Genomic DNA, 13,467 nt, shown 5'->3' on the forward strand with positions numbered 1-13,467 from the left:
ATCATTTCGGGCAGGATGCGAAGGTATCCTGCCGCTGACAGGAGTACGTATGTCCGAAGATATCTTTGATGCCATCATCGTGGGTGCAGGTCTGGCCGGTTCGGTTGCGGCGCTGGTGCTTGCTCGCGAAGGTGCACAGGTGCTGGTTATCGAGCGCGGCAATTCTGCTGGCGCGAAGAATGTCACCGGTGGGCGTCTGTATGCGCATAGCCTGGAACGCATCATTCCCGGCTTTGCGGATCAGGCCCCCATTGAACGCATGATCACCCACGAAAAACTCGCCTTTATGACCGACAACGGGGCGATGACTATCGACTACTGCAATGGTGAAGAGGCCGCCGCGTCGCAGGTTTCTTATTCCGTCTTGCGCAGTAAATTTGACGCCTGGCTGATGGAGCAGGCCGAAGAGGCGGGGGCGCAACTGATCACCGGTATTCGCGTCGATAACGTCGTTCAGCGCGAGGGTAAAGTCGTGGGCGTGGAAGCCGATGGCGATATTCTGGAAGCCAAAGTCGTGATCCTCGCCGATGGGGTGAATTCTCTGCTGGCTGAAAAGCTGGGCATGGCCAAGCGTGTTGAGGCATCGCATGTTGCCGTCGGCGTGAAGGAACTGATCGAATTGCCGAAGTCGGTAATTGAAGATCGTTTCCAGCTACAGGGCAACGAAGGCGCCGCCTGTCTGTTTGCCGGGGCGCCAACCGATGGTCTGATGGGCGGTGGCTTTCTTTATACGAATGAAACAACCCTTTCTCTGGGGCTGGTCTGCGGCCTTCATCATCTGAAAGATGCGAAAAAATCGGTCCCGCAAATGCTGGAAGATTTCAAACAGCATCCGGCAGTCGCTCCGCTGATCGCTGGTGGCAAGCTGGTGGAATATGCCGCGCACGTTGTACCCGAGGCGGGAATGAATATGCAGCCTGAACTGGTGGGCGATGGCGTACTGATTGCCGGAGACGCTGCCGGCATGTGTATGAACCTCGGTTTTACCATCCGTGGTATGGATCTCGCCATATCCGCAGGCGAAGCGGCGGCGAAGACGGTGCTTTCGGCGATGAAGCGCGACGATTTTAGCAAGCAGTCGCTGGGTGAATACCGTCAGCATCTGGACGAAGGTCCGATGCGCGATATGCGCATGTATCAGAAACTGCCGGCTTTTCTTGATAATCCCCGCATGTTTACCGCTTATCCCGAAATGGCGGTCAGTATCGCGCGCGACCTGTTCACCGTGGATGGCTCCGCTCCGGTGCCAATGCGTAAAAAAATCCTGCGCCATGCGAAGAAAGTGGGCTTCATCAACCTGATGAAAGATGGCCTGAAAGGAGTGACCGTATTATGACATCTCCCGTCAATGTGGACGTCAAACTGGGCGTCAATAAGTTCAATGTGGATGAAGATAGCCCACACATCATTCTCAAAGCCGATCCTGATAAACAGGCGCTGGAGGTGCTGATTAAGGCCTGTCCGGCGGGACTGTATAAAAAGCAGGACGACGGTAGTGTTCGTTTTGATTACGCCGGGTGCCTGGAGTGCGGAACGTGCCGGATCCTCGGCCTTGATACGGCGCTGGAGAAATGGGAATACCCACGCGGGACGTTTGGCGTGGAGTTCCGCTACGGCTAATAAGTACGAGGTTGTGCACCCGTAGGCCGGATAAGATGCGGTAGCATCGCCATCCGGCAATCATGTGGTGCCATGCCGGATGGCGGCGTAAACGCCTTATCCGGCCTACAGATGACGCTTTGCCCGTGTTGAAACAGGACATCACCATGCAGCAGCCCAGGAACTTTGATGACATCAAATTTACCTCTATTCACCGCAGGATAATGCTATGGGGAAGCGGTGGGCCGTTTCTGGATGGTTATGTGCTGGTAATGATTGGCGTGGCGCTGGAACAACTCACGCCAGCATTGAAACTGGATGCTCAGTGGATTGGCTTGCTGGGTGCGGGCACGCTGGCCGGACTGTTTGTTGGTACGTCGTTGTTTGGCTACATTTCCGATAAGGTCGGGCGGCGAAAAATGTTTATTATCGATATCATCGCCATTGGCGTGATATCGGCAGCGACCATGTTCGTTACCTCGCCCGTTGAACTCCTGGTGATGCGTGTGTTGATCGGCATTGTGATTGGCGCCGATTACCCGATCGCCACCTCGATGATTACCGAATTTTCCAATACCCGCCAGCGTGCCTTCTCTATCGGTTTTATCGCGGCTATGTGGTATGTCGGCGCAACCTGTGCCGATCTGGTCGGTTACTGTTTGTATGATGTTGAGGGCGGATGGCGCTGGATGCTAGGTAGCGCGGTGATCCCTTGTATTTTGATCCTGATTGGACGCTTCGACCTGCCTGAATCGCCGCGCTGGCTGCTGCGTAAGGGGCGGGTGAAAGAGTGCGAGGCGATGATGATCAAGCTGTTCGGCGAACCGGTGGTGTTCGATGAAGAAGCGCCGCAGGAGACGCGTTTTCTCCAGCTGTTTAATCGTCGTCATTTCCCGTTTGTGCTGTTTGTTGCCGCCATCTGGACCTGTCAGGTGATCCCGATGTTCGCCATCTATACCTTTGGCCCGCAGATTGTTGGGCTACTGGGACTGGGTGCCGGGAAAAGCGCCGCGTTGGGCAACGTGGTGATTAGCTTGTGCTTTATGCTGGGGTGTATTCCGCCGATGTTTTGGCTCAATAGCGCGGGGCGGCGACCGCTGTTGATTGGCAGCTTTATTATGATGACGCTGGCGCTGGCCGTACTGGGGTTAATTCCTGATATGGGGGCGTGGCTGGTGGTGCTGGCCTTTGCCGTATACGCATTTTTCTCTGGTGGTCCGGGGAATCTGCAGTGGCTATATCCCAACGAACTGTTTCCTACCGATATTCGCGCGTCTGCCGTCGGGGTGATTATGTCGTTAAGCCGCATCGGGACCATTGTTTCCACCTGGGCGCTACCGGTGTTCATTAGCAAATACGGCATCAGTAATGTCATGCTGATGGGGGCCGGGATTTCGCTGATTGGCCTGCTCGTGTCCATTGCTTTTGCACCAGAAACACGCGGCCTGACGTTGTCTCAAACCAGTCAGATGACGATTCGCAGTAAGCCCGTGACCAGGGCAGGCTATTAGGAGTGTTCTGTATTTTCCCTGTAACTCAGTCAGTTAGCCTACAGTTAATCTATATTTCACTGAAAACGACTGAAAAGCAGGGAGAACACCATGCAAAAACATATCCTGATCACCTCTATTTTTACCGCAGCAGCACTGTTTACCGTCGCCGGTTGTTCCTCAAACCAGGCGGTGAAAACCACCGACGGCAAAACCATCGTTACCGACGGCAAACCGCAAGTGGATGATGATACTGGCCTGGTGTCATATAAAAATGCGCAAACAGGTAAGACGGAGCAGATTAACCGCGACCAGGTTAAAGATATGAGTGAGCTGGACAACTAACTCAGATTTTTCCATTTATCTACTCAATAATATTGACTGTTAGCCTGTGGATTAACTGACTAAACTCACTGTTATTACAATAATGCAGTGACACAGGCTAATCATGATTCTCATCATTTATGCGCATCCCTATCCGCAGCATTCGCATGCGAATAAGCGGATGCTTGATCAGGCAAGGACGCTGGAGGGCGTGGAGATCCGCTCGCTCTACCAGCTCTACCCCGATTTCAATATCGATATTGCCGCTGAACAGGATGCGTTGGCACGCGCTGATTTAATTATCTGGCAGCATCCTATGCAGTGGTATAGCACGCCTCCGTTACTCAAATTGTGGATGGATAAAGTCCTCTCTCACGGCTGGGCCTATGGCCATGGCGGAACAGCGCTGCACGGTAAACATCTGCTGTGGGCTGTGACGACCGGCGGCGGTGAAAACCACTTTGATATCGGCTCCCATCCTGGCTTTGATGTACTTTCTCAGCCCCTACAGGCAACGGCTTTATATTGCGGCCTCAAATGGCTGCCGCCGTTTGCGATGCACTGTACGTTTATTTGTGATGATGAAACGCTGCAGGCGCAGGCGCGCCACTATAAGCAGCGTCTGCTGGAGTGGCAGGAGGTGCATCATGGATAGTCATACGCTAATACAGGCGCTGATTTACCTCGGTTCGGCGGCGCTGATTGTCCCCATCGCCGTACGGCTGGGCTTAGGGTCAGTGCTGGGCTATCTCATCGCCGGGTGCATCATCGGTCCTTGGGGCTTGAGGCTGGTGACAGATGCCGAATCAATCCTCCATTTTGCCGAGATCGGCGTGGTATTGATGCTGTTTGTCATCGGCCTGGAACTGGATCCGCAACGTTTGTGGAAGCTGCGAGCCTCGGTGTTTGGCGGTGGTGCATTACAAATGGTGGTTTGCGGGGGGCTGATCGGTCTGTTCTGTATGTTCCTCGGCCTGCGCTGGCAGGTAGCGGAACTGATCGGCATGACGCTGGCGCTTTCCTCAACGGCCATCGCTATGCAGGCGATGAATGAACGTAACCTGATGGTGTCGCAACTCGGACGCAGCACATTTGCCGTGCTGCTGTTCCAGGATATCGCCGCTATTCCACTGGTCGCGATGATCCCATTACTCGCGGCGAGCGGCGCATCGACAACGCTTGGGGCATTTGCGCTCTCTGCGCTTAAGGTGGCGGGGGCACTGGTGCTGGTGGTGCTGTTAGGTCGCTATGTGACGCGTCCAGCGTTACGTTTTGTTGCCCGTTCAGGCCTGCGGGAAGTGTTTAGCGCCGTCGCGCTATTCCTCGTTTTTGGCTTCGGTCTGCTGTTGGAAGAGGTCGGACTGTCGATGGCGATGGGGGCGTTCCTGGCCGGTGTGCTGCTGGCCAGTTCTGAGTATCGCCACGCGCTGGAAAGCGATATTGAACCGTTCAAAGGACTGTTGCTGGGACTGTTCTTCATCGGCGTGGGGATGTCTATCGATTTTGGCACGCTGGTAGATAACCCATTACGCATCGTTATTCTGCTGGTCGGTTTCCTGGTTATCAAAACCGTCATGCTGTGGCTGATAGCGAAACCGTTGCAGGTGCCGAATAAGCAACGTCGCTGGTTTGCCGTATTATTAGGGCAGGGCAGTGAATTTGCCTTCGTGGTGTTTGGCGCGGCGCAAATGGCAGACGTGCTTGATCCTGATTGGGCGAAATCGCTGACCCTGGCTGTCGCGTTGTCGATGGCGGCGACGCCGATTTTACTGGTGATTTTGACACGACTGGAAAAATCAGCGACCGGTGAAGAGCGGGAAGCGGATGAAATCGACGAAGAACAACCGCGAGTGATCATCGCCGGGTTTGGGCGATTTGGTCAGATTACCGGTCGTTTGCTGTTGTCGAGCGGCGTCAAAATGGTGGTTCTTGATCATGACCCGGACCATATCGAAACGCTACGTAAATTCGGCATGAAGGTTTTCTATGGCGATGCGACCCGGATGGATCTGCTGGAGTCTGCAGGGGCGGCTAAAGCTGAAGTCATTATTAACGCCATTGACGATCCGCAAACCAGCCTGCAATTAACCGAAATGGTGAAGGAGCATTTCCCTCATCTGCAAATTATTGCCCGCGCGCGCGATGTGGATCATTACATTCGCCTGCGCCAGGCAGGGGTGGAAATGCCGGAACGTGAAACCTTTGAAGGCGCGCTGAAGACCGGGCGTCTGGCGCTGGAAGGTCTTGGGCTTGGTCGCTATGAAGCGCGTGAGCGGGCCGACGTATTCCGCCGCTTCAATATGCTCATGGTTGAGGAGATGGTGAAAGGGGAAAATGACGCGATTTCCCGCGCAGCGGTTTATAAACGCACCAGCGCAATGCTGAGTGAAATTATTGCGGAAGATCGCCAACACTTATCGTTAATTCAACGCCATGGTTGGCAAGGCACGGATGAAGGTAAACATACGGGCGACGTCGCCGATGAGCCGGAAGTGAAACCGTCAGCATAGAGTAAAAAATGTGATGTTCTGCAAACTTTACTGCTAATTGGCTGTTTTTGAACTACTGTAATGCTGGCGTACCACCTTAAATAGGTCGGTTCGCCAGCAGAACGGAAAATTTTCATGCTCATCCTCTTTCCGCCAGTCGACGAAAGATTGCGCTTTCCGTATAGTGGCGACAATTTTTTTGTATCCGGGAAACATTCAATGATCAGTCTGATTGCGGCGTTAGCGGTAGATCGCGTCATCGGTATGGAAAACGCCATGCCATGGAACCTACCTGCCGATCTCGCCTGGTTTAAACGTAATACCTTAAACAAGCCGGTTGTCATGGGACGCCATACCTGGGAATCCATCGGGCGACCGTTGCCAGGGCGTAAAAATATTGTCATCAGCAGCAAGCCAGGCACCGACGATCGCGTGCAGTGGGTGAAGTCTGTTGATGAAGCAATAGCGGCCTGCGGCGATGAACCTGAAATTATGGTGATTGGCGGTGGACGCGTGTATGAGCAGTTCCTGCCGAAAGCGCAAAAACTGTATCTGACACACATTGATGCGGAAGTTGAAGGGGATACGCATTTCCCGGACTACGAACCGGACGACTGGGAATCGGTGTTTAGCGAATTTCACGATGCCGACGCACAAAACTCCCACAGCTACTGCTTCGAGATTCTGGAACGTCGTTAATACCGTAAGCGCCGGATGGCGGCGAAACGCCTTATCATCCAGCTAATGTAGGCCGGATAAGGTGCGAGCACCGCATCCGGCAAACGACTATCAGGCGTTGACCGCCTCGCCGGGATCCAGATTCAAATGGCGATTTGATGGCTGTACAAAGTACCGTTTGTCTTCCCAGCGCAGACAGGTGAGGTCTCCCCCCCAGCAACATCCCGTATCCAGCGCGTAGATACCTTCAGGCGTGCCTTTCCCCTCCAGCGATGCCCAGTGCCCGAAAGCAATGCTATAGGCTTCACTGACCGGTCCAGGAATGGCAAACCAGGGCTTCAGTGGGGCTGGCGCATCTTCTGGCGACTCTTTGCTGTACATATCCAACTGACCGTTGGGGAAGCAGTAGCGCATGCGGGTAAATGCGTTGGTAATAAAACGCAGGCGCGCCAGTCCCGTGAGTTCCGGTGTCCAGTTGTTTGGCATGTCGCCATACATGGCGTCGAGGAAGAAGGGATAAGAGTCGCTCGACAATACGGCTTCAACATCGCGGGCGCAATTCCTCGCTGTCTGCAGATCCCATTGTGGGGTAATACCGGCATGCGCCATCACCAGCTTCTTCTCTTCATCAATCTGCAAGAGCGGCTGGCGGCGTAACCAATTAAGCAACTCATCCGCGTCCGGTGCTTCGAGCAGCGGTGTGAGCCGGTCTTTCGGTTTGTTACGACTGATACCGGCAAATACGGCCAGCAGGTGCAAATCGTGATTGCCAAGGACTAACCGCACGCTATCGCCCAGCGATTTCACGTAGCGTAAAACGTCCAGAGAGCCCGGCCCACGCGCGACCAGATCGCCAGTGAGCCATAGGGTGTCTTGTTCGGGGTTGAAGTCTACCTGGTGCAGCAAGGCGATCAGTTCATCGTAACAACCGTGAACGTCGCCAATAAGGTATGTCGCCATAGTTATTGTTTTAGTGAATGAGTGTTGGAACGGCGAGCCGAAACACGGGAATGTCGATGGTAAAGGCGATGCCTTGTTCATCGATCATTTCGTAATGACCCTGCATGGTGCCCAGCGGTGTTTCAATTACCGCTCCGCTGGTGTACTGATACTCTTCGCCAGGTGCGATGTGGGGCTGAACGCCAACCACACCTTCGCCCTGAACTTCGGTTTCGCGGCCATGACCATTAGTGATCAACCAATAACGCCCCAACAGCTGCACAGGCGCTCGCCCCAAATTGCGGATAGTCACGGTATAAGCAAAAACGTAACGTTCATCATCAGGTGAGGATTGCGCCTCAATGTAGACGCTTTGTACCTGAATGCACACTCGGGGCGAATTGATCATCTTTAACTCTCCTTCGATGGCGCGTTTTCTGACAGATAGTTAGCCATCCGGCAGTATTGCGCGACAGAGATATTTTCCGCTCGCATCGCCGGATCAATACCCAGCTCGGTCAGGACCTCAACGCTAAACAGGTTGCCGAGGCTGTTACGTACCGTTTTACGGCGCTGATTAAACGCTTCGGTGGTAATACGGCTCAGCACGCGGACATCTTTAACCGGGTACGGCATCGTCGCATGAGGAACCAGACGCACAACGGCGGAATCGACTTTAGGCGCAGGCGTGAATGCGGATGGCGGTACTTCGAGTACCGGTATCACATTGCAATAATATTGCGCCATGACGCTTAATCGACCATACGCTTTACTGTTTGGCCCTGCAACCAGACGATTGACCACCTCTTTTTGCAACATGAAATGCATGTCGGCAATGGCATCAGTATAGGTAAAAAGATGGAACATCAGCGGCGTGGAGATGTTGTACGGCAGGTTGCCGAAAACGCGCAGCGGCTGGCCCATCGTTTGTGCGAGTTCGCCGAAGTTCATCGTCATGGCATCTTGCTGATAAATCGTCAGCTTTGGCCCTAAAAACGGGTGAGTTTGCAGGCGCGCGGCAAGGTCCCGGTCCAGTTCAATGACCGTGAGCTTGTCCAGACGTTCGCCTACTGGCTCGGTCAATGCTGCCAGGCCAGGGCCGATTTCGACCATTGCCTGACCCTTCTGCGGATTGATAGCAGAGACAATACTTTCGATCACAAACTGATCGTTAAGGAAGTTTTGCCCGAAACGTTTACGGGCTAAGTGGCCCTGATGGACTCGATTATTCATTAGTATTAACAATCATTTTGATGGCGAGATTAAGCGCCGTAATAAAACTGCCGACATCTGCTTGCCCACGACCCGCAAGTTCAAGCGCGGTGCCGTGATCGACAGATGTGCGAATAAAGGGCAGGCCCAGCGTGATATTCACCCCGCGACCAAATCCCTGGTATTTTAGCACGGGGAGGCCCTGATCGTGGTACATTGCCAATACGGCATCCGCGTGGTCGAGATATTTGGGCTGAAACAGCGTATCTGCTGGCAGTGGGCCGTTTAGTTTCATCCCCTGCGTACGCAGTGCATCGAGGACCGGAATGATGGTGTCTATCTCTTCCGTCCCCATATGACCGCCTTCACCAGCATGCGGGTTAAGACCGCACACCAGAATATGCGGATCGGCAATGCCAAATTTGGTGCGCAAATCATGATGCAGAATGCCGATCACTTCCTGCAACAGGGCGGGCGTAATGGCGTCGGCAACGGCTCTGAGCGGCAAATGCGTGGTGGCCAGCGCCACGCGCAGCTCCTCCGTCGCCAGCATCATCACCACTTTCTTTGCCTGTGAGCGCTCTTCAAAAAACTCGGTATGCCCGGTAAACGGCACGCCAGCGTCATTGATTACGCCCTTGTGGACCGGACCGGTAATCAGCGCCGCAAATTCACCTTGCAGACAACCATCACAGGCGCGAGCCAGCGTATCCACGACATATTGCCCATTTTCTACCGCCAACTGACCTGCGACTACAGGTGCTCGTAGCGCAATCGGTAACAGCGTCAACGTACCTGCTGATTGCGGTCTGGCTGGAGTATCTGAAGAGTAGGGGAGGAGTGAAAGCGGTAAACCGAGCATCGCTGCCCGGTCACTGAGAAGAGCGGCATCCGCACAGACGACGAGTTCTACGGGCCACTCACGCTGTGCGAGCTGAACCACGAGGTCTGGGCCAATCCCGGCGGGTTCGCCGGGAGTGATGACAACGCGTTGAATACGAGTCATTAGTTGCTCAGAATTTTAACGTATGCGCTGGCGCGCTGTTCCTGCATCCAGGTCGCTGCTTCTTCCGAGAATTTACGGTTCATCAGCATACGGTAGGCACGGTCTTTCTGCGCTGCGTCAGTTTTATCGACATTACGCGTGTCCAGCAGTTCGATCAGATGCCAACCGAAAGAGGAATGCACCGGGGCGCTCATCTGGCCTTTGTTAAGTTTGGTCAGCGCATCGCGGAAAGCAGGATCGAAAATATCCGCAGCAGCCCAGCCCAGATCGCCGCCCTGGTTGGCAGAACCGGGATCCTGAGAAAACTCTTTTGCTGCTGCCGCGAAGGTGGTTTTACCACTCTTAATATCTGCCGCGATTTGTTCCAGCTTCAGACGCGCCTGTTGATCGGTCATGATCGGCGATGGCTTCAGCAGAATATGGCGGGCGTGCACTTCAGTCACGGAGATGCTCTGGCTTTGACCACGCATGTCGTTGACTTTCAGGATGTGGAAACCCACGCCTGAACGAATAGGGCCGATGATATCGCCTTTCTTCGCGGTGCTTAACGCCTGAGCAAAGATGCCCGGCAGTTCCTGAATACGTCCCCAACCCATCTGGCCGCCTTTCAGCGCCTGCTGATCGGCGGAGTAAGTGATGGCCAGTTTGCCGAAATCGCTACCGTTACGTGCTTCATCAACAACAGAGCGTGCCTGGCTTTCAGCCGCGTTTACCTGCTCTGACGTTGGGTTTTCCGGTAATGGGATCAGAATGTGGCTCAGGTTCAGCTCGGTGCTGGCATCGTTTTGGTTGCCAACCTGCTGCGCCAGTGCATCCACTTCCTGCGGCAGAATGGTGACGCGACGGCGAACTTCGTTGTTACGCACTTCGGAGATGGTCATCTCTTTGCGGATCTGGCTCCGATAGGTCGAATAGCTTAAACCATCCTGTGCCAGACGGCTGCGCATCTGATCCAGCGTCATGTTGTTCTGCTTGGCGATGTTGGCGATAGCCTGATCCAACTGCTCGTCAGAAATTTTCACCCCCATCTTCTGACCCATCTGCAGGATGATTTGATCCATGATCAAACGTTCCAGGATCTGATGACGCAGCGTGGCGTCGTCTGGTAACTGCTGACCAGCCTGACCCGCATTAAGTTTTACTGACTGCATTAAGCCATCGACGTCGCTTTCCAGAACGACGCCGTTATTGACGACGGCTGCGACTTTATCGACTACCTGTGGGGCAGCGAAACTGGTATTCGCGATCATGGCGATACCGAGAAGCAGCGTTTTCCAGTTCTTCATACTTTTTCCATTTCAATTAACCGCAATGCGGATTACGTGTAAATTAATCAGATCATAAAGCGCTTTGATACGGCAAAATGTTCGAACGCAACATCTGGTTGGTGCCGAGACCGTAGTTGGAGCTCAGGCCGCGGAGTTCGATATTAAAGCCGATCGTGTTGTCATAAACTGCGTGTTTCTGGGTGTCATCCCAACCGTTCAGCTTACGTTCGTAGCCGAAGCGAATGGCGTAACAGCAGGAGTTGTACTGTAAGCCCAGCATGGAGTCTGCTTCTTTGTTCACGTTGGTATCGAAGTAGTAAGCACCGACAATCGACCAGCGATCGGCGATCGGGAAGCTTGCCACTGCGCCCACCTGCGAAATCCCGTTCTTATACTGATCGGCCGTCGAGTAGTAAGAAGGCAGGGTTGCCTGGATATACTCTGAACTGGCATAACGGTAGTTCAACTGCAGCATACGGTTTTCGTCGCGGCGGTATTCGATACTGCTGCTGCTGGTGGCGATGCTATCCAGACGCGTGTCGTACTGAATCCCACTACGCAAACCCCAGCGATCGGAGATGCGCCAGTAGGTGTCTCCCGCCCAGACCAGCGAACCCGTTTTGTCGTCATTCTCCCATTTAATGTTGTCATCGCCAGTGCGAGACTCAGTGAAATAGTAGATTTGACCCACAGAAATATTAAAACGTTCAACGGCCGCGTCATCATAAACGCGAGATGTGACCCCGGTCGTTACCTGGTTAGCGGAAGCAATACGGTCCAGACCGCCATAAGTACGGTCGCGGAACAGGCCGCTGTAGTCAGATTGCAGCAGGGACGAGTCATAGTTATAGATATGGCTTTGGTCGCGATACGGGACGTACAGGTACTGGGCGCGCGGCTCCAGCGTCTGGGTATATCCCGGCGCCAGCATTTGCATATCACGCTCGAATACCATCTTGCCGTCAACTTTAAACTGCGGCATGACGCGGTTGGCGGAATCATCCAGCTTGGTGTTTTGCGGGTTACTGTTGTACCAATCCAGATTGGTCTGCTGATAGTGCGTAGCCAGCAGTTTCGCTTCGGTATTGATACTGCCCCAGTTATTCGACAACGGCAGGTTGATGGTCGGTTCAAGGTGAACACGCGTTGCTTCTGGCATGTTGTCATTGGTGTTCACGAAATGGACCGCCTGGCCATAAATACGGGTATCAAACGGACCGACGTCATTCTGGTAATAGTTGACGTCTAACTGCGGCTGCGCAGAGTAACTGTTACTGTTTGCGGAATCGAAGACCTGGAACTGCTTGGTCGAAACCGTGGCGTCAAAGTTCTGTACCGCATAGCCGACGCTGAATTTCTGCGTGGCGTAGCCGTCGGTACTGGAGCCGTATTTGTTATCAAAATCATTAAAGTAACTGGTGTCGCTGACCTTGGTGTAGTCGACGTTGAAACGCCACACCTGGTCCATGACGCCAGAGTGCTGCCAGTAGAACAGCCAGCGGCGTGAGTTGCTGTCCTTCGGATTATCATCTTCGTACACTTTATCGGAGTTCAGATAGTCGAACTCCATCAGGCCTGCGCCCGCCTGGGTGAGGTAGCGGAATTCGTTCTCCCACATGATGCCGCCACGACGGTGCATATAATGCGGCGTGATGGTGGCGTCCATATTGGGCGCAATGTTCCAGTAGTACGGGAGGTAGAACTCAAAATAGTTATTAGTAGAGTATTTTGCGTTCGGGATCAGGAAACCGGAACGGCGCTTATCGCCGACGGGCAACTGTAAATAGGGGCTGTAAAAGACCGGAACCGGACCCAGTTTAAACCGGGCGTTCCAGATTTCCGCGACCTGTTCTTCACGATCGTGGATGACTTCGCTACCGACGACGCTCCAGGTATCCGAACCGGGCAGACAGGAGGTAAAACTACCGTTTTCCAGAATGGTATAACGGTTTTCCCCACGCTGTTTCATCAGATCGGCTTTCCCGCGTCCCTGACGACCTACCATCTGGTAATCCCCCTCCCAGATGTTGGTATCTTTGGTATTCAGATTAGACCAGCCCTTCGGTCCCTTCAGAATCACCTGATTGTCATCGTAATGAACATTACCCAACGCATCGACGGTTCGTACTGGCTCCGGCTGGCCTTCTGCTTGCTTCTGGTGAAGCTGAACTTCGTCGGCCTGCAGGCGGCTATTACCCTGCGCAATATCCACGTTGCCGGTAAACACCGCGTCATCCGGGTAATTCCCTTTCGCGTTGTCGGCATTAATGGTGACGGGTAATTCATTGGTTTCGCCCTTCACCAGAGGACGGTTATAGCTCGGCACGCCCAGCATACACTGTGAGGCGAGATCGGCTGCCAGGCCCTGTTGGCTATAAAGGGCGCTGGCAATCATGGTGGCCAGAAGAGTGGGAATACGTTTTTTCATACGTTGTATTTATTGTTCCATCATCGGTAGCGTC

At 53.7% G+C, this 13,467-nt stretch carries 13 protein-coding genes; 7 read left to right on the forward strand and 6 right to left on the reverse strand.

Going from position 1 to position 13,467, the window contains the following annotated elements; translation table 11 throughout:
• Positions 1-49: 49 nt before the first annotated feature.
• The 7 genes from FOB24_RS05590 to folA all read left to right on the forward strand — a co-directional run bounded on the left by FOB24_RS05590 (position 50) and on the right by folA (position 6,601).
• Entirely contained in the window at positions 50-1,336 is a 1,287-nt protein-coding gene (locus FOB24_RS05590; RefSeq protein WP_038637107.1) for an FAD-dependent oxidoreductase, read from the forward strand.
• On the forward strand, positions 1,333-1,620 hold the full coding sequence (gene fixX, locus FOB24_RS05595) for a ferredoxin-like protein FixX (protein WP_000203731.1): 288 nt from the start codon (positions 1,333-1,335) through the stop codon (positions 1,618-1,620). The genes FOB24_RS05590 and fixX overlap by 4 nt, the downstream gene beginning before the upstream one ends.
• 146 nt (positions 1,621-1,766) lie before the next feature.
• Entirely contained in the window at positions 1,767-3,110 is a 1,344-nt protein-coding gene (locus FOB24_RS05600; RefSeq protein WP_085048328.1) for an MFS transporter, read from the forward strand.
• Between the two features lie 90 nt (positions 3,111-3,200).
• On the forward strand, positions 3,201-3,434 hold the full coding sequence (locus tag FOB24_RS05605) for a YgdI/YgdR family lipoprotein (RefSeq protein WP_003018880.1): 234 nt from the start codon (positions 3,201-3,203) through the stop codon (positions 3,432-3,434).
• Positions 3,435-3,537: 103 nt separating this feature from the next.
• Positions 3,538-4,068, forward strand: coding sequence for a glutathione-regulated potassium-efflux system oxidoreductase KefF (kefF, locus tag FOB24_RS05610; RefSeq protein ID WP_038637110.1), 531 nt, complete (start codon positions 3,538-3,540; stop codon positions 4,066-4,068).
• Positions 4,061-5,923 (forward strand): glutathione-regulated potassium-efflux system protein KefC, encoded by a 1,863-nt coding sequence (gene kefC / locus FOB24_RS05615; protein WP_085048327.1) that lies wholly within the window; start codon positions 4,061-4,063, stop codon positions 5,921-5,923. Before kefF ends, kefC begins: the two co-directional genes overlap by 8 nt.
• Before the next feature lie 198 nt (positions 5,924-6,121).
• Positions 6,122-6,601 carry a type 3 dihydrofolate reductase gene (gene folA, locus FOB24_RS05620; RefSeq protein WP_003018873.1) on the forward strand — a complete coding sequence of 160 codons (480 nt, stop codon included), beginning with the start codon at positions 6,122-6,124 and terminating at the stop codon, positions 6,599-6,601.
• 90 nt (positions 6,602-6,691) lie between these two features.
• Here folA and apaH read toward each other — a convergent pair whose 3' ends face one another.
• From apaH to lptD, 6 genes are read right to left on the reverse strand one after another with little or no spacing between them, the layout of a single operon-like run.
• A complete protein-coding gene (gene apaH, locus FOB24_RS05625; protein ID WP_038637114.1) occupies positions 6,692-7,540 on the reverse strand; it encodes a bis(5'-nucleosyl)-tetraphosphatase (symmetrical) ApaH in 849 nt (282 codons plus the stop codon).
• A 10-nt stretch (positions 7,541-7,550) separates the two neighbouring features.
• Positions 7,551-7,928: a Co2+/Mg2+ efflux protein ApaG gene (gene apaG / locus FOB24_RS05630; RefSeq protein WP_038637116.1), complete on the reverse strand. Its 378-nt coding sequence runs from the start codon at positions 7,926-7,928 to the stop codon at positions 7,551-7,553.
• A 2-nt stretch (positions 7,929-7,930) separates the two neighbouring features.
• Entirely contained in the window at positions 7,931-8,752 is an 822-nt protein-coding gene (gene rsmA, locus FOB24_RS05635; protein ID WP_005124503.1) for a 16S rRNA (adenine(1518)-N(6)/adenine(1519)-N(6))-dimethyltransferase RsmA, read from the reverse strand.
• Positions 8,745-9,737, reverse strand: coding sequence for a 4-hydroxythreonine-4-phosphate dehydrogenase PdxA (pdxA, locus tag FOB24_RS05640; protein WP_069324073.1), 993 nt, complete (start codon positions 9,735-9,737; stop codon positions 8,745-8,747). Before pdxA ends, rsmA begins: the two co-directional genes overlap by 8 nt.
• Positions 9,737-11,023: a peptidylprolyl isomerase SurA gene (surA, locus tag FOB24_RS05645; protein ID WP_038637121.1), complete on the reverse strand. Its 1,287-nt coding sequence runs from the start codon at positions 11,021-11,023 to the stop codon at positions 9,737-9,739. Before surA ends, pdxA begins: the two co-directional genes overlap by 1 nt.
• 52 nt (positions 11,024-11,075) lie before the next feature.
• Positions 11,076-13,433: an LPS assembly protein LptD gene (gene lptD / locus FOB24_RS05650; RefSeq protein ID WP_150344648.1), complete on the reverse strand. Its 2,358-nt coding sequence runs from the start codon at positions 13,431-13,433 to the stop codon at positions 11,076-11,078.
• Positions 13,434-13,467: the final 34 nt, after the last annotated feature.

The organism is Citrobacter werkmanii (assembly GCF_008693645.1).
Classification (GTDB): Bacteria; Pseudomonadota; Gammaproteobacteria; order Enterobacterales; family Enterobacteriaceae; genus Citrobacter; species Citrobacter werkmanii.